15 protein-coding genes are annotated in these 17,326 nt (G+C 33.1%); 9 read left to right on the forward strand and 6 right to left on the reverse strand.

All coding sequences use genetic code 11. The annotated features are described in order from the left end of the window. Positions 1-214: 214 nt before the first annotated feature. Positions 215-826 carry a pyridoxamine 5'-phosphate oxidase gene (gene pdxH / locus C1X07_RS07880; protein WP_103069428.1) on the reverse strand — a complete coding sequence of 204 codons (612 nt, stop codon included), beginning with the start codon at positions 824-826 and terminating at the stop codon, positions 215-217. Beyond that, a complete protein-coding gene (locus C1X07_RS07885) occupies positions 823-3,225 on the reverse strand; it encodes a heavy metal translocating P-type ATPase (RefSeq protein ID WP_103069429.1) in 2,403 nt (800 codons plus the stop codon). Before C1X07_RS07885 ends, pdxH begins: the two co-directional genes overlap by 4 nt. Before the next feature lie 139 nt (positions 3,226-3,364). On the opposite strand from C1X07_RS07885, the gene C1X07_RS07890 reads away from it, so the two are divergent. The 9 genes from C1X07_RS07890 (at position 3,365) to C1X07_RS07930 (ending at position 13,901) form a co-directional block, all read left to right on the forward strand. After that, the gene (locus C1X07_RS07890; RefSeq protein ID WP_103069430.1) at positions 3,365-4,213 is read left to right on the forward strand and encodes a universal stress protein; all 849 of its coding nucleotides are present in this window, start codon (positions 3,365-3,367) and stop codon (positions 4,211-4,213) included. A 10-nt stretch (positions 4,214-4,223) separates the two neighbouring features. Further along, positions 4,224-5,075 (forward strand): universal stress protein, encoded by an 852-nt coding sequence (locus C1X07_RS07895; protein WP_103069431.1) that lies wholly within the window; start codon positions 4,224-4,226, stop codon positions 5,073-5,075. Between the two features lie 792 nt (positions 5,076-5,867). After that, positions 5,868-9,080, forward strand: coding sequence for a VPS10 domain-containing protein (locus tag C1X07_RS07900; RefSeq protein WP_103069432.1), 3,213 nt, complete (start codon positions 5,868-5,870; stop codon positions 9,078-9,080). A 373-nt stretch (positions 9,081-9,453) separates the two neighbouring features. After that, positions 9,454-10,317 (forward strand): universal stress protein, encoded by an 864-nt coding sequence (locus C1X07_RS07905; RefSeq protein WP_164914117.1) that lies wholly within the window; start codon positions 9,454-9,456, stop codon positions 10,315-10,317. 72 nt (positions 10,318-10,389) lie between these two features. Next, positions 10,390-11,238 (forward strand): universal stress protein, encoded by an 849-nt coding sequence (locus tag C1X07_RS07910; protein ID WP_103069434.1) that lies wholly within the window; start codon positions 10,390-10,392, stop codon positions 11,236-11,238. 64 nt (positions 11,239-11,302) lie between these two features. Beyond that, entirely contained in the window at positions 11,303-12,157 is an 855-nt protein-coding gene (locus tag C1X07_RS07915) for a universal stress protein (RefSeq protein WP_241507213.1), read from the forward strand. Between the two features lie 82 nt (positions 12,158-12,239). Then, a complete protein-coding gene (locus tag C1X07_RS07920) occupies positions 12,240-12,662 on the forward strand; it encodes a hypothetical protein (protein WP_103069436.1) in 423 nt (140 codons plus the stop codon). A 33-nt stretch (positions 12,663-12,695) separates the two neighbouring features. Then, positions 12,696-13,208, forward strand: a complete 513-nt coding sequence (locus tag C1X07_RS07925; protein WP_103069437.1) for a hypothetical protein — start codon at positions 12,696-12,698, stop codon at positions 13,206-13,208. A 27-nt stretch (positions 13,209-13,235) separates the two neighbouring features. Next, positions 13,236-13,901 (forward strand): hypothetical protein, encoded by a 666-nt coding sequence (locus C1X07_RS07930; RefSeq protein WP_103069438.1) that lies wholly within the window; start codon positions 13,236-13,238, stop codon positions 13,899-13,901. A gap of 17 nt (positions 13,902-13,918) precedes the next feature. Here C1X07_RS07930 and C1X07_RS07935 read toward each other — a convergent pair whose 3' ends face one another. The 4 genes from C1X07_RS07935 to C1X07_RS07950 form a co-directional block, all read right to left on the reverse strand. Further along, complete coding sequence (locus C1X07_RS07935) at positions 13,919-14,332, reverse strand: DUF6691 family protein (RefSeq protein ID WP_103069439.1); 414 nt, start codon at positions 14,330-14,332, stop codon at positions 13,919-13,921. A gap of 4 nt (positions 14,333-14,336) precedes the next feature. Beyond that, positions 14,337-14,894: a YeeE/YedE family protein gene (locus C1X07_RS07940; protein WP_103069440.1), complete on the reverse strand. Its 558-nt coding sequence runs from the start codon at positions 14,892-14,894 to the stop codon at positions 14,337-14,339. Positions 14,895-14,972: 78 nt separating this feature from the next. After that, positions 14,973-16,385 (reverse strand): MBL fold metallo-hydrolase, encoded by a 1,413-nt coding sequence (locus tag C1X07_RS07945; RefSeq protein ID WP_103069626.1) that lies wholly within the window; start codon positions 16,383-16,385, stop codon positions 14,973-14,975. 117 nt (positions 16,386-16,502) lie between these two features. Further along, positions 16,503-17,300: a sulfite exporter TauE/SafE family protein gene (locus C1X07_RS07950; RefSeq protein WP_103069441.1), complete on the reverse strand. Its 798-nt coding sequence runs from the start codon at positions 17,298-17,300 to the stop codon at positions 16,503-16,505. Positions 17,301-17,326: the final 26 nt, after the last annotated feature.

Genomic DNA, 17,326 nt, shown 5'->3' on the forward strand with positions numbered 1-17,326 from the left:
TTTTTGGAAGTAACTCTAACATCCAGTGAACTAAATTAATATGAGAAAAAAGCAGGGAATTCTACAAAGTATAGTATTAAATATTAGCCTTTATAAATGTTAAAATTAACATTTAAAACAAGTCAAAATCTTTTTTGGTTTGTCGAAGTTTTTGGGGATTAAGAAAAATTATGTAAATTCATGTATTCCGTATTCATTTTTGATATTAGACAGATTACATCTCTTTATGGGTATAGCTGGTTTTTTTTGACCACCTATAATCCAACAATAACTGATATGTAATAATGCGTTGGATTCCTGTTAATGTATCTTGTTCTATAAATTCAATCTTATTGGGCTTAACAAGATAGCCTCCCCAATACTCTGGCTTTGGGATAGTTTGGTTTTTAAATTTAATTTCAAAGTATTTGAGACGGTCATCTAATTCTTTTCTGGAAGTAACTATTTGGCTTTGCTCAGATGCCCATGCGCTTAATTTGCTTCCTTCTGGTCTTGATTCGAAATACCCTTCGGATAGGTTTTTGGCAGTTTTTTGAGCTTTCCCAGAGATTAGAACTCTACGTTTTGCAGCTACCCAATTAAAGGCAAGAGAGACATTGTTGTTTTTTTTAATTGCTTTTCCTTTTTCGCTATTATAGTTTGTAAAAAAAACAAACCCTTCCCAGGTAAACCGTTTTAATAATACGATTCTGCTTTTAGGAAAACCATCTTCTCCATGGGTAGAAAGTAACATAATGTTGGTTTCATCCTCAGGGTGAGCTTTGTCTACTTCATAAAACCATTTTTGAAAATATTGTATTGGATTATGTTCTACAGAAGAATTCATTGATTTTTTTGAGTTAGTTTTCTTCCATGCCAGTTTGTGAGAACAGTAACATAGGCTACTATAGAAATAGAACTTAGAGGCATTAATATCGCTGCAATTACTGGGGAAAGTTGTCCAGTTACAGCAAAATATAACCCGACACAGTTATACAAAAATGATAAAACAAAACTTGACTTAATGATTCTGATAGTCCTTTTGGAGATGTCGAGATAGGTTGAGATTTTATCAAATTTTGAAGCATCCAGAATCGCGTCACATGCAGGGGAGAAAACATTTACGTTTTCTGATACCGAAATACCAACATCACTTTGAGCCAAGGCACCAGCATCATTTAATCCATCACCAACCATAATTACCTTTTGGTTGTTGTATTGTAATGATTTGATGTAGTTTAATTTGTCATCGGGTTTTTGATTAAATGATAAAGAAGTGTCTTTAGGAAGTATTTGTTTTAAATACTCTTTTTCACCATCATTATCTCCTGATAATATAGCAAGCTTATAATCCTTAAATAGTTGATTAAAGACTTTTTTTACGCCTTTCCTATATTGGTTGTGAAAAACATAACGACCCTTGTATTGTTGATTAGCACTTATGTGAACAGCTGTATTTGTTGTTTTAGAGTTTGGGTTATTTCCTACAAATTTTGCAGATCCTATTTTGATAGTATCTTCCTGTAATTTGCCTTCAATTCCTTTTCCTACATGTTCTTGATATTCGTCTAATGTTAAGATATCATGTTCTGCGAGTATATCATAGAGTGTTCTACTGAGGGGGTGATTTGACGCACGCAATGTGTTTTTTAGTAATGATTCTTCTTCTTGAGTAAGCTCCATCCCTTCATATGTAACCTTATTGGTAATTGTGGTTGTAATGGTGCCTGTTTTGTCAAAAATCATAGTGTCTGCCATTGCCAATCGCTCGATAGCGTCAGCATTTTTGAGGTAGAACTTTGTTTTTCCGAAGATACGGAGAATATTACCTAAAGCAAATGGTCTGGCTAGTGCTAATGCGCATGGGCATGCTATAATAAGCACAGCAGTAAAAACTTGCGCTGCTTTTGATGTATCTGCAAATAGCCAAAAAGACGTAGCGATAATTGCGATACACAAAATTGTAATAGTAAAATATTTACTAATTGTATCAGTAAGATTGGTAAAAGATTCGGATTTATCCTTATTAAATACATCATTACTCCACAATTGGGTAAGATAGCTTTGTTCTACTGATTTTAAGACTTCGACCTCTATTGCTCCATAGAGTTGTCTCCCCCCGGCAAAAAGAGTATCTCCGGATTGTTTGGATACGGATTCGCTTTCTCCTGTTACAAAGCTATAATCAATTTGAGCATTGCCCTCGATAAGGATTGCATCAACAGGAATTAATTCTCCATTTCGGATTAATAGTCTATCTCCTTTTTTAATATCATATACTTGAATATTTTCTTCTTTCCTTTCTTTTTGATGTAGTGCAGAAGAAATTCTTGTGACAGCAATGGGAAAATAGGATTTATAATCTCTTTCAAAAGATAAAAAGGAGTATGTTTTTTGTTGGAAAAATTTACCTAATAGTAAAAAAAACACTAACCCCGTAAGGCTATCAAAAAATCCAGTACCCCAGTCAAAAATGATTTCTGCGGTACTCCTTAGAAAAAGCACTAAAATACCCAATGCAATTGGAACATCTATATTTAATATTTTGGATCGTAATCCTTTATAAGCTGAAACAAAATAATCCTGAGCCGCATAAAACACTACAGGTAATGAAAAAGCAAACATCAACCAACGAAAGACATGTTTATATTGCTCTAGCCAGTACTCTGACACTTCAAAATACTCTGGAAAAGATAAGAACATTACGTTGCCAAAAGCAAAGCCAGCAATACCTAGTTTATAAATCAGGCTTCTGTTAATTTGTTGCTTTCCTGCAGAGTAATCATCTAGACTAATATATGGTTCGTAGCCTATAGAGTTTAATAAAACAACTACTTCTTTTAGAGAAATAGAGTTACTATTATATGTTATGCGTACGGTTTTTTTAGGAAAATTAACATGCGAAGCCGTAATTGTGGGTTGAAGTTTATGTAAATTTTCTAAGATCCATATACATGAACTACAATGTATATGCGGGATGTATAGTGTGATAATCTGAGTATTACCATCATTAAATTCGATTAGCTTTTCGGATATGGCAGCTGTATCTAGATAATCGTATTTCCCTTTTACTTCTTCGGGTATAGCACCTGGAGCAGATTGCAAGTCGTAATAACAATCTAAGTCGTGGGACGAAAAAATTTCAAACACCGTTTTACATCCATTACAGCAGAATGTTTTTTGATCAAATTTAATTACTGTTTTATTACAGTCATTTCCACAATGAAAGCATGTATGCTCAGACATAGAATTTATTTGTTACAAATTTCAAAAAGTTCTGTATGATATTATATGATAAATATCATGATCGTTTCACTGATAAAAATCATAGTTTTTAACTCTATTATTTTTTAGTTTTGATTGTAAGATATTGAAAACTAGAACAATGAGAAAAATATTAATTCCTACCGATTTTTCAGAAAATGCAATGAATGCTCTACGGTATGCCGTTGAGCTTTTTAAGTACGAACGCTCTGATTTTTTTATTTTGCATGCTTATAGCGATGAAGTTTATGATCATAACGATTTGGTTTCAAGAGATGTTTTTGAAGAATTAAAAGAAACCACGCATAAAAAATCTGATGCGGCTTTAGAAGATATTCTGATGTCTTTACATGAGATTTCTCCTAACCCAAGACATCAATATAAAATATTATCCAAGTTTGGAAGCTTAATTGATGAAGCAAATGATTTGGTAGATAAAGAAAATATTGATCTCGTTATTATGGGAACTAAAGGGGAAACGGATGATCGAAAACTAACTTTTGGAAGTAATACTTTACAAGTCTTAAAATATGTAAAATGTCCTCTATTGGCAATACCAAGTGAATGTGATTATAACCAACCAAAGAATGTTTTGTTTCCTACGAACTACATGTTGCCATTTAAAAGAAGAGAGCTAAAATTACTAAGTACATTAACCAAAAGCTTTAGATCTGTCGTTAACTTTCTTTATGTATCAGACTATGACACGCTATCGATTAGGCAAGAGGATAATAAAACTTTTTTGAAAGCATCGTTATCAGAGTCAGAATTAGTATTTTATCAAGAAAAAGGAGAAGATCTTACAAGTGCAATAAATCAGTTTATTGAAAAGAATCAAATAGATTTTTTAGTGATGATAAACTCTAGGCGTTCATATTTAGAGAGTATTATATATCAATCTACTATAGATAAAATAGGATTACATATTAAAATCCCTTTTTTGGCCATGCAGAATTTACAACGATATTAAAACCAATACGATGAAACATATATTATTGCCCACTGATTTCTCTGATAACGCATTTAATGCGATTACATATGCTATGAATTTCTTTAAAGATGAAGAGGTTACTTTTTATCTGCTCAATACCTTTACTCCTGTATCATATCATACGGGATATCTTGTTGAAAATCCCAACCCTTATGGTATGGAAGATATAGCTATGATGAACTCTAAGCGAGATGTTGAGCGAATAGAAGAAAGAATCAAGAAAGAATTTGCTAATCCAAAACACAGTTTCGTTAGATTATCAGCGTTTAATACATTGATTGGAGAAATTAAAGAAGTTGTCGAAAAACATGATATAGACCTTGTGGTAATGGGGACCAAGGGAGCTACTGGTGCCAAAGAAGTTTTTATAGGTACCCATACTATGTATACCATTAAAAAAGTAAATTGCCCGGTGATAGCAGTTCCTTCTGGTTATATATATGAAGAACCTAAGGAGATTCTGTTTCCTACAGATTTTAATCTAAATACCCATAATAGATATCTGTCTTTGATAAAAACCATTTGTGATAAACATGCGAGCAGGCTTAATATTTTGAATGCGTATTATGGAGAGCCTTTAAAAGAAAAACAGGAGGAGGTTAAAGGCTTTCTCGATACGTATTTTAGTGGGAATACTCACGCTTTTCATATTGCAGAAGGGGTGGATGTTATAGAGGCTGTTGAAGATTTTGAAAAGAAACAAAAAATCAATTTGTTGATTATGATCCATAACAAACATTCGTTTTTCGAAAATCTCTTGTTTAAACCAGTAATTAATCAGGTAGCGTATCATACCAATATTCCGTTTTTGGTAGTTCCTTCAGAAGAACGAATTCGCTAATTATCTTACGATATATTTTGATAATAAGTTAATTCATTATTAACTTGATAACAACATGCCCAAAGTGATTTGTAATCTTCTTTGGGTATGTTAATTTTTTTGAATTAAGTAAATTTTTTCAATGTACGTTTTTTCCTACACTGTATATTTGAAGTGTAATTCGCGCCATGTTAGTTGGTTGTTGATAGTTTTACTTGTATAAAAAAATGGAGAATCAGGATTTTAATGACCGTTTAGAAACAGATTAGAATTTATAATTCTTGTTATTTGTAGGTTTAATCGGTATAACTAAATTATAAAATTGATAAAATATCCTTGTAAAACAGCTATTTAAGGACTCTATATGTACTTAATCGAAAAAAATAATTATGCTCTGATTTATATTATTTTTTTATGAAATTTGTATTCTCAATTTAGCATTAGGTTTTTTAAAACGATTTTCACACAATAAAATTAAACCAATAAACCAATGATATACCCATTATATTTTCAAAAAATTAAGCAATAGCACTCGTTAAACAGACCATTTTTCTCTTAAAACGCATATGTAGTCGGTCGATATGAGTCGTTATATGTAAATAAATTTGTGTAACCAACAAATTATTTTTTTCTCATCAAACAGTTTCTGTTAGACAAGAAATTGTATGGGCAATGGCTTCTTATATCTTACGATATATCTTATACAAATAGGAAAATTACTTTAATGTTTATTTGAGTAAAAAAACTCAGGATCTATACTATATGATCTTGCTTGTTTGTAAATCTTAAAATCAAATCTTTCAATTAATTATTATGAAAAAACTATTTATTGCCCTTATTGGGTTTGCATGTACTATGTCTTATGCACAGTATAATATAGATGCCCCATGGGCTCAGGAAATCAACAGATTTGAAAGTTCAAATCAATTCCAATCAGAAGTAGAAGCATTTAATGAATATTGGAAAAACCATGACCCTAACCAAAAAGGAAGTGGATATAAACCTTTTAAGAGGTGGCAACAACACTGGCAATATGCGCTAACACCTGACGGAAGTATATCAACACCTCAAAATTTATGGGATCAGTGGGAGAAAAAACAAAAAATGCAACCAACTTCGGGAAGTCCGGTAACATGGACTTCAGTGGGGCCTTATGCTCATACGAATACGACTAGTTGGTCACCGGGTCAGGGTAGAGTAAATGTGGCGGTTACAGATCCTAGTAATCCTAATATATATTATGTAGGAACTCCGGCTGGCGGTATTTGGAAATCATCCGACAGAGGGCTTAATTGGACTCCACTGTCTGATTATTTACCACAAATAGGGGTTTCTGGTATTGCCATTGACCCAAAAGATTCTAACACAATATACATATCAACCGGTGATGATGATAATTCAGATTCTTATAGTGTGGGTGTGATGAAATCTATTGATGGAGGAGTTACTTGGAGTCATACAGGACTAAAATTTACCTCATTTTATGCTTCGAGCAATGATATTTTTATTCATCCAACTAATTCAAATATTTTGTGGGTAGCTACTGATCAGGGAGTTTACAAAACTACAAATGCGGGAACTACCTGGAGTAATACTTTGGTTGGTAATATTAAAGATATCAAAATTAAGCCAGGAGACCCTAATGTGGTTTATGCGGTTACCAATAATGAGTTTTACAAATCGATAAACGGAGGCGATAGCTTTACTAGAATACAAAGTAACCTTCCTTTACATTCAGGGAGGATGACTATTGATGTTACTCCAGCCAATCCTAATTACGTATATGTATTAAGCTCTAAAACTGATCAAAGTTTTCAAGGCTTATACAAATCTACTGATAGTGGTGTTTCTTTTACTAAAACTTTAGAAACGGCTAATATATTCGAAAACAAGCAAGCATGGTATGATATGGCTTTGGCAGTTTCGGATACAAACCCCGAAATAGTTTTTGTAGGTTGTCTAAACGTGTGGAAATCTACTAATGGAGGAGATGCCTTTACCAAAATTAACCATTGGAGCAATCATACACAAGTTACTTATACCCACGCAGACATCCATTTTTTAAGATACTATAATGGTAAGTTGTTCTGTGGAAGTGATGGTGGTTTTTATATTTCAGAAAATGATGGAGCTAGTTTTACAGATTTGACCAAAGGATTACAAATAGGTCAATTCTATAGAATATCAGTAGCAGAGAATGGAAGCTCTGATGCGCTCGTTGGTGGATTGCAGGATAATGGAGGATATGCTCGTAATGGTAATACATGGAATGTATATCACGGAGCAGATGGTATGGATTGTGCGGTAGATCCTGCAAATGAAAACAGGTATTTTGGGTTTATTCAAGAAGGAGGTTCTTTACATTTTACAAGTGATAAAGGATTAACGCATGAAAAAACTGTTTATGGTCCCGAAAAAGGAGAATGGATTACCCCATTGATAGCTTCTCCCGATGGAAATATATATGCAGGGTATTCTAAGTTTTATAAATTAAATCTTACAACCAATTCCTTTGTTAAGGTATCTGATTTTAATTTTGGAGGAAGGCTTAAGCATTTAGAGCAGGATCCAAATAATGTTAATGTTATATATGCTGCTACTTGGAGAACACTATATAAAACAACAAATCAAGGAGTGAATTGGTCTTTGGTACGCCATTTTGTTAACCCAATTTCTTCAATAGAAGTGCATAATGATAATAGTAATATATTGTATGTTACTACTGGAGGCTCCTATAATGGTGGTGGAGTTTATATGTCTGTTAATCGAGGAACAACTTTTGAAAACATTAATAATAACTTACCTGATGAAGGAAAGTTGGTTATAAAACATCAAAAAGGTACTCAGAATATTTATGTAGGAACTCATCTTGGTGTATATCTCAAAGAAGGTGATAAAAACTGGGTAAATTATTCTTCGAATTTACCAAATACCTCTGTAAAAGATCTTGAAGTAAACCTGAAAGATCAAGTACTGATTGCGGCAACTTATGGTCGTGGAATATGGAAAGTTCCTTTGGCAACCTCAGGAATCGGGGACACTATAGCGCCAACGTCACCTACAGGATTGGTTGCTTCAAATATTACAGAGGCTTCTGTTGTATTATCTTGGGAACCTTCTACAGATAATGTAGGTGTTATAGGCTATGACGTGTATCAGGATGGAGTAGTTGTGGCATCTGTAAATGGAACCACTGCAACAATTGGTAATTTATTAGAAAATACTACTTACAAATTCAATGTTAAAGCATGGGATGCAGCTGGTAACCTTTCTCCTTTTAGTGATATGATTGTAGTAACCACAGGGAGTAGGCTCTCCTATTGTAGGTCTTATGGAAACTCTACAGAGAATGAGTATATAAGTAGAGTGCAATTATCTGGGGTTAACAATGAAAGCAGAGGGAGTGTTCCTGGTTATGAGGATTATACATCGATAAGTACATCTTTACTTAAAGAAAAGACATATACTATTTCTATAAGCCAAACCTCTTTGGGTACTCAATACTTATTAGGGTATACAGTATGGATTGATTTTAATCAGGATGGCGATTTCGAGGATAATGGAGAAGAAGTAGTTCGAGTTTGGCCAACAAAAAATAAAACGGTAAGCGAAGTTTTTACTGTGCCATGGGGAGCTCTTTTAGGAAAAACTAGAATGAGAGTAAGTATGAAGCTTGCAGGGTTTCCAAAGAGTTGCCAACAATTTAGTTATGGAGAAGTAGAAGATTATTCTGTAGAAATTATTGACAATCCGAATATGAGATCTGGGAAAACAGAAGTAGGAAGGTATGGTGTCAACAAAGAATTAACCATTGTGCCAAATCCTGTAAAGAATGGGATATTAAAGTTAAAGTTTTCTGCTACTAAGGATGCTAGGTACGAAATTGTAGATCTGGGAGGTAGAGTACTTGTTTCTGGAGCATTGGTGTCTGATTCTATTTCAATTACTCAGTTGAAAAAGGGACTTTATGTATTAAAAGTCATTACAGAAGGGCAAGAATATTCTGAACGGTTTGTAAAAGATTAGTAATCTGCTTACCAATAAGAAAACGAGGCTGTCTGAAGAGTATGTTTAAAAACCACATTGTCAGTCAGAGCTTGTCGAGGACTAATTGATGATTAGTAGTGTAAAAACTTCAACAAGTTCACTTTGACAAAAAGGTTAGCTTTTCAGACGGCTTCGTTTTTTTAGCAAGTCAATACATTGATATACAATTAATTGGTAAAAAATAAGTTGTGTATCAATGTGTTGATCATTTAAAAAAATATAAATAAGTGCTTTGTTACTATCTCATCAGTTATGAAGTAATCTTAAAACAATTCATCAAAGAGCTGAGATTTGTCATAGAATTACTGGTGTTTTAGAAATATTTTAGTGATATGATAATATGATAAAAGAGATGAAACAAATTCTAATTCCAACAGATTTTTCTGACAATGCTTGGAACACGATATTATACGCTATAGAAATGTATAGACATTTTTCTTGCGAGTTTTGTTTGCTTAATACTTATGATCTCGATCCGGTTCAATTGTTAAATACGGTAAGCTCCCAACGAGTAGGGCATTTATACAAAGCCGTTAAGATAGAATCCGAGCAAGGACTAAAAATGACTCTCGATGATATCTATAATTCTGAACCTGGTTTTGATCATACTTTCAAAACTATTAGTGAAAAAGGAGATTTAGTAAAAGTTATTGATAAACTCCAAAAAGAGATTTCTTTTGATATGATTATTATTGGGACCAAAGGAGCAACAGGTGCCAAAAAAGTTTTTTTAGGGAGTAATACACAAAGAGTAGTTAAGAATATATCGAATTGCCCCGTTCTAATTATACCAGAAGAATCTTACTATAAGAAAATTTCGGAAATAGCTTTTGCAACAGATTTTGAAAGAATGTACTATAAATCTGAGGTAATTCCAATATTGGATTTTGCAAAAAGTAATGAGGCAACTATTAGAGTAATTCATATTTATGATAGACCAGGGTTAGATGCTATCCAGCAATATAATTCTACCTCTTTAGAACAGCATTTTAAACATGTAAAATATGACTTTCATGTTATTTCTAATTTTTCAAACATCAAAAATGCTATTCAAGCATTTATAGAGGAGTTAGAGATTGATATTTTGATAATGATTAATTATAAGCATAGTTTTATAGAAGGGGTGTTAAAGGAAATGGTTATCAAAAAGATGACATTTGATATTACTATTCCTTTTTTAGTAATTCCAGGAGATGTTGAGGTGAAAAGTGTTTAAGGATATGAGATTTGTCATAGTAATTATGATATTTTAAAAATAATTTTGAGGTATAACCTAAACCTTAAAGCAATGAAAAAAATACTTGTCCCAACTGATTTTTCTAATAACGCTTATAGTGCTCTTTTTTATGCAACTCGTCTATTTCAAGATCAAGCGTGTCAATTTTATATTTTAAATACATTCGAGGTAGATACGCCAACTCTAACTAGTAGAATAGATACTGAAAAGGGAGAAAAGTTATACAAAAGATTAAGTAATGAATCTCAAGAAAAGCTTACAGAGACATATCATTCTATTGTTAGGGATTCTGAAGATTTTAAACACACCTTTGAAACTATTTCTGTGTCCAAAAAACTTACTGATACTATTAATAAAACAATTAAAAGTAAGAAAATTGATCTTGTAGTTATGGGAACCAAAGGAGCCAGTGGTGCCAAAGAAATTCTTATAGGAAGTAACACAGTACAGGTTATAGAAAAAATTAAGGATTGTCCAATATTAGCTGTGCCAGATGAGTTTGATTTTAAAAAACCAACAGAGATAGGTTTTGCTACGGATTTTAAGTCACTTTATAATCCCGAAGAACTAAAACCTCTTTTGGAAATTGCTACTGCGTTTTCATCCAATATAAGAGTAATGCATATTCATGAAGAAGAAAAGTTAGATGAAATGCAAGAATATAACCTAGAGAGTCTTAAAGAAAATTTTAAACAGCTTAATTATTGTATACATTGGATTCCTCGGTTTGCTCAAAAAGCAAAACTTATTAATGAGTTTATAGACAAAATGAATATTGATATGCTATGCATGTCATACTATAAACATGGTCTTATGGAAAGTATCACGCGCGAACCTGTTATTAAAAAAATTGGTTTCCATCTTTCTGTACCGTTCTTAGTTATTCCTGAACTAAGCTGATAATTGTCATAGTTTTTAGTGGGTCAGATTCCTAAATTTATGGAACTAATCTTAAAGACCTATTATGATGAAAAAGAAGGTTTTATTACCCACAGATTTTTCAAGAAATGCTTGGAATGCTATAACATACGCTTTAGAATTGTACAAAAACGAAACTGTTGATTTTTATGTTCTTAATGCTTTTAATGTGTCAGGTTACGCATTAGATAGTATGATGGTTCCCGAGCCAGGAGAACGCCTATATGATGAGGCAAAAGAGAAATCAGAGCAAGGATTAAGCAAAATTCTGGAGAGATTGAGTTTTAGAGATGACTACCCCAATCATGCGTTTTTTATGGTTTCTCAATACAATGATTTATTAGGAGCTATAAAGAATATTGTAGAAAAGCAAGATATAGAGATGGTTGTCATGGGAACCAAGGGTACAACCAATGCCAGTGATTTGATTTATGGTAGCAATACGGTTTTGGTTATGGAAAAAGTAAGAACATGCCCCGTAATGGCAATTCCTTCAGAAGCAAATTATAAAGAGCCTAAGGAGATTGTATTTCCTACTGATTATAGAACTTCTTTTAAACGTAGAGAACTTCAATATCTTATAGAAATAGCAAAAATTACCAAAGCGGCTATACGAGTCCTTTATGTTACGAATGAAGATGAATTGGATGAAGAACAAGAAAATAACAAGAAACTTCTTGAAGAAAATTTCCAGGGTCTCGATCATAGTTTTCATACATTAAGTAATGTAGATGTAAAAGGAGGTTTAAGCGCATTTGTAGAAAGCAGAAGCAGTGATATGGTGACTTTTATTAATAGAAGACATAGCTTTTTTGGAAGTATTTTTTCTAAACCAATGGTTAAAAATTTAGGATATAATTCTAAGGTACCCGTCCTAGCATTACATGATTTTACAAATTAGACAACTTAAGAGATAAATTCGGCAAGCAGTTAGATTGTGATAACTGCTTGTTGATTATTGTATAACGATAAAATATAAACAGATGAAGTACATAGGAATCTGGATAGATAAAGAAAAAGCTCATGTGATCACACTAAAAGAAGGTGGCGAAGACATGATTACAATAATGTCAGAAATAGAAAACTTTCGTATTCATGGTGGCTCTGGAACAAAAGTTAAAGGAGGACCTCAGGATGTTGTACAGGATAGTAAATTTTTGGAACGTGAAAAACATCAATTTAAAGCATATTTTAAGAGAGTAATAGCTTATGTAAAAGAAGCAGACAAGATCATAATTTATGGACCAGCAGAAACTCCAGAAAAATTCAACAAAGAATTAATCGAAAACTATAAAGAAATTGGTAAGAAGGTACAAGATGTTCTTAAGGCAGATAGTATGACTGATAACCAAACGAAAGCTTTGGTGAGAACATATTTTAAAAAATACCAGCAGCATACTCTTTAAAAAACACTTACTGCAAAATGATATTGTAAACACATGAAATATACCATTAAAATTATATTATTGTCAGTTTCGGTATTGTTTGCAGGGTTTTGGGCGTGGTATGAGTATACATATTCTATGGATACAGTCATTCCTTTCGAGGTTCATAACCCCAACCTTGAAACTAAAGTCTTAATAGCTTCTCAAGGAAGTAAATTCAAGGACTCATTGGTCAAAAGCATCCTTAAGTATTATCAGAAAGATGACATATATTTTAAGGTAATAGATGCGTATACGTTATTTACAGTAGATATTGATAAGTGGGATGGTCTAATCATAATAAACTCATGGGAGTATGGTAGCCCTCCTCGCAATGTAAAAAAATTTATTAAAAACCATCCCGATCAGGTAGGTAAATTAATTATCCTTTCTACTGTAGGGAGTAGTAATATCCTTTTGAAAGATGTAGATGTAATATCTGGAGAATCAATTATCGAAAAAACACCAGAGTATACGAAGATAGTAGTAGAAAGGTTAAACAGAATACTGTATAAAGAAAACTATTAAAAGTTTAATAAACTAAAACTGGTATATATGAATAAGTTAGTTGTATTTCTTATAATTGCGATTGGATCATTTTATGGTTGCACATCTAGTGAGTTGGTTGAAAACTGGAAAAACCCTGATATTGAAACATTCGAAGCGCAAAAAGTTTTGATAATTGGGATGACTCAGGATGAAGGTGTAAGGAAAGTATTCGAAAAGAAACTGGCAGCAGAACTCAAAAAGAGCGGGGTAAATACTGTTAAAAGTATAGACTTTTTTGAAAACTCTTTTACCAGTTCTCCAAAAACAGAAGAAGAATTAATGAGTTTAGAATCTAAGCTAATAGCCCAAGGTTTTGATGCAATTTTACTTTCCAAAGTATTAGGAGTAGAGGATAAGGTTACCGTAGTAAAAGCATATAGAAATCTAGACCGAACTTTCAAGAGTTTTAGAGATGATTATTATCAAAACCAAGAAATATATCATGATGAAGATTATTATGAAGAGTATCAGGTTTTTCATGCAGAATCATCTCTCTATTGTATTTGCCCTGATAAAGAGAGAGAATTAATCTGGAAAGGATCTATAGATATTACGGAGCCCGAAAACATCAGAAAAGCTGTTGGTGATTATGTTAAAGTATTGGTTTGGGCATTAAAAGGGCAACAATTACTAATTGTAGAGGAACTTATCGGGGAAAATATCGATATATAATGCCAAATATTACAGAATTAGTGGGGTAGTTTGTTTTTAACAATTCCATACAAAAAAGTACCAAGAATTGAAGATATAAGAACAATAATTATAGGAAAATAACCCGCTCCTAATAATGCAAATATTGGACCAGGACATGCTCCCGCTAGCGCCCATCCCAATCCAAATAAAATCCCACCTAGGATATATCTACTAAATCCTTTTTCTTTTGGGGTAATAGTAATAGGAGCTCCATAAAAAGATTTTGGAGCATATTTTTTTATAAGTTGTGTTACGATAATGCCTATTCCTACTGTAGAACCAATAATTCCGTACATGTGAAAGGATTTAAACTGAAACATTTCATAAATTCTAAACCATGAAGCTGCTTCAGATTTAAATAAAATAATTCCGAAAAAAACACCAATACCTAAATATATAATTGAGCGCATATGTTTAAAAGATTAGAGGGAAAATAATATGTACCATAGTTAATCCACCAATAAAAAAGCCGATTACAGCTATAAGTGAAGGTATTTGTAGATTGCTTAGCCCAGAGATAGCATGACCAGAGGTGCAACCACCCGCATAACGTGCTCCAAAACCTACCAGAAACCCACCTATAATGAGTAAAAGAAGTTCTTTAGGTTGGGTGAACACTTCGTTAGAAAATAATAAATCAGGCATATACATCTCTCCAGCAGTTGTAAAGCCCTTAGATTGAAGGTCATAAATTACTTCGGGATTAATATGTACAGTATTGTCTGTAGATAAAAAGTTAGCAGCGATAAACCCGCCAATAACTACTCCAAGAACAACAATAAGATTCCACTGCTGAGATTTCCAGTCAAACCTAAAAAAACTCGATACTTTTCCGGCGCCACAGATGGTACAAATTGTTTTTAGATTTGAAGACATTCCAAATCGTTTTCCGATCATTAATAGTATTGTTAATACTAATGCCATTAGTGGGCCAGATAGATACCAAGGCCAGGGATTATAGATCCAATTCATTACATGATATTTGCAACAAAGAAAAAGAATTCTAAATTGCTCGTCAGTAACATATGTTACATAGCCCTTATTTTTAGGTTACTTTAAAGTAGACGGGCATACAAAATCTGTGGTTGTAATACCTACATTTTTAATATCCTTAAATCCACCAGCAATGTCGATGAGGTTATGAATACCACGACTTTTTAGGATTGATGCTGCAATAACAGAACGATATCCTCCTGCACAATGTATATAAAATGTTTTGTCTGTAGGAAACTCGGTTAGATAATCATTTATAAAATCCAGAGGAGAGTTATGAGCCTTGTCAATATGTTCTGCTACAAATTCACTTTCCTTACGTACATCAAAAATTGGGACTTCTTCGTTGTTTATAATGTTTTTCAGTTCTAAAGCAGGAATAGAAGTTACCGTATCATAATCTTTACTTGCTTTTTTCCAGGCTTCAAACCCACCTTCAAGATATCCAAGCGTATTGTCAAACCCTACTCTTGATAATCGTGTAATCGTTTCCTCGACTTTTCCTTCAGGTGTTACTAAAAGTATGGGTTGCTTTGTATCGGCAATTAAGGCACCAACCCATGGAGCAAACCCGCCAGCAATACCAATAAATATAGATCTGGGAATATGTCCTTTTACATATTCATTCTGATGTCTTACATCAAGAACTACAGCGCCACTTTCGTTAGCCAGAGCTTCAAAATCTTCTGGAGACAAGGGTTTTGTTCCTTTTTGGATGATTTGGTCAATATCTTCATATCCCTCCTTATTCATTTTTACATTAAGAGGAAAATATTGAGGTGGAGGTAACAATCCATCGGTCACTTCTTTTACAAACTCTTCTTTGGTCATATCAGCTCTAAGGGCGTAGTTCATTTTCTTTTGATTACCCAGTGTATCTACCGTTTCTTTCATCATATTTTTGCCACAAGCCGAACCAGCACCATGAGCAGGATATACGATGACATCATCTGCCAAAGGCATGATTTTGTTTCGTAAACTGTCGTAAAGCGTTTCTGCCAATTCTTCCTGAGTCATATTAGCAGCTTTTTGTGCAAGATCGGGGCGCCCTACATCACCCAAAAACAAAGTGTCTCCACTAAAAATCGCATGATCTTTACCATCTTTATCTCGAAGAAGATAAGTAGTACTCTCCATAGTATGCCCTGGAGTGTGTAATGCAATTATTGTGATTTCACCCAAACAAAATTCTTGACCATCATTAGCGATAGTAGCTTGAAACGAGGGGGCGGCACTTGGTCCAAATATAATATCTGCGCCGGTCTCTTTGGCTAGGGTTACATGACCACTTACAAAATCTGCATGAAAATGTGTCTCAAAAATATATTTGATTTTTGCATTATCATTATTAGCTTTCTCTATATATGTTTTTATTTCCCTAAGAGGGTCTATGATTGCTACTTCACCATTACTTTCAATATAATAAGCTCCTTGAGCTAGGCATCCTGTATATAGTTGTTCTATCTTCATTCGTTCTAGTTTTAAGATTTCCTCCATTTTGTAAAGAAAAACTTTCAATTATTGTTTATTGTTCAAAAGTAAGGCAATTATTAGTGCAATACAGTAACAATTGTTACAAAGCTTATTTTAGCTTAATTCTTTAATCAAAATATAAATACCCATAGCCAAAACAAACCAACCAAACCATTTTTCTAATTTTTTACCTTCGATAAAATTGGATAAATACATGCCTGTAAAAATACCAATTATTGAGATTGTGGTAAAAATGAATAAAAAACTCCATTCTATCTTCAGGTTTTCTACATCTCCGATAAAGCCTATTAGAGATTTAATAGCGATGATAAACAAAGAAGTAGCGACTGCTTTTTTCATCGGTAGTTTTGCCAATAAAACCAAAGCAGGAATAATCAAAAAGCCACCACCAGCTCCAACAATACCTGTTGTCACTCCGACAACAGTGCCTTCTAATATAATCAATAGGTAGTTATATGGTGTCTTAGCTTTTGGAATAGTACTCTTTTTATTGTTTTTTATCATTGATATTGAAGCCAAAAGCATGATAATGGCAAAGAAAATCATGATCCCAATGTTTTTGGTGACCATAAAATTGGTAACACGAAAAAGATGATCAGGTATTGCAGAGACCAGATATTTTCGAGTTAAGTAAACTGCGATAAACGCTGGTGTAGCAAATACTATTGCAGTACGGATATTCACTAACCCTTTTTTTAAATTATTGATAGTACCGACCAATGCAGAAACTCCTACTACAAAAAGCGAATAGGCAGTTGCCGTTACAGGATTTATATGCATCAGATATACAAGTATAGGTAAGGTTAGGATAGACCCTCCACCTCCTATCAATCCTAGAACTATTCCTATGATAAGTGCCCCTGTATATCCAAGAATTTCTGTAACCTCCATATTGTATTTTTTCTCAAAAATAGCTT

Source organism: Aquimarina sediminis, assembly GCF_002895435.1.
Lineage (GTDB): Bacteria > Bacteroidota > Bacteroidia > Flavobacteriales > Flavobacteriaceae > Aquimarina > Aquimarina sediminis.

Coding starts and splice junctions, on each gene's coding strand:
- C1X07_RS07945 (WP_103069626.1), bottom strand. CDS start 16,385: ATGAAGATAGAACAACTATATACAGGATGCCTAGCTCAAGGAGCTTAT.
- C1X07_RS07900 (WP_103069432.1), top strand. CDS start 5,868: ATGAAAAAACTATTTATTGCCCTTATTGGGTTTGCATGTACTATGTCT.
- C1X07_RS07940 (WP_103069440.1), bottom strand. CDS start 14,894: ATGAATTGGATCTATAATCCCTGGCCTTGGTATCTATCTGGCCCACTA.
- C1X07_RS07915 (WP_241507213.1), top strand. CDS start 11,303: ATGATGAAAAAGAAGGTTTTATTACCCACAGATTTTTCAAGAAATGCT.
- C1X07_RS07925 (WP_103069437.1), top strand. CDS start 12,696: ATGAAATATACCATTAAAATTATATTATTGTCAGTTTCGGTATTGTTT.
- C1X07_RS07905 (WP_164914117.1), top strand. CDS start 9,454: ATGAAACAAATTCTAATTCCAACAGATTTTTCTGACAATGCTTGGAAC.
- C1X07_RS07895 (WP_103069431.1), top strand. CDS start 4,224: ATGAAACATATATTATTGCCCACTGATTTCTCTGATAACGCATTTAAT.
- C1X07_RS07910 (WP_103069434.1), top strand. CDS start 10,390: ATGAAAAAAATACTTGTCCCAACTGATTTTTCTAATAACGCTTATAGT.
- C1X07_RS07930 (WP_103069438.1), top strand. CDS start 13,236: ATGAATAAGTTAGTTGTATTTCTTATAATTGCGATTGGATCATTTTAT.
- C1X07_RS07890 (WP_103069430.1), top strand. CDS start 3,365: ATGAGAAAAATATTAATTCCTACCGATTTTTCAGAAAATGCAATGAAT.
- C1X07_RS07885 (WP_103069429.1), bottom strand. CDS start 3,225: ATGTCTGAGCATACATGCTTTCATTGTGGAAATGACTGTAATAAAACA.
- C1X07_RS07920 (WP_103069436.1), top strand. CDS start 12,240: ATGAAGTACATAGGAATCTGGATAGATAAAGAAAAAGCTCATGTGATC.
- C1X07_RS07935 (WP_103069439.1), bottom strand. CDS start 14,332: ATGCGCTCAATTATATATTTAGGTATTGGTGTTTTTTTCGGAATTATT.
- C1X07_RS07950 (WP_103069441.1), bottom strand. CDS start 17,300: ATGGAGGTTACAGAAATTCTTGGATATACAGGGGCACTTATCATAGGA.
- pdxH (WP_103069428.1), bottom strand. CDS start 826: ATGAATTCTTCTGTAGAACATAATCCAATACAATATTTTCAAAAATGG.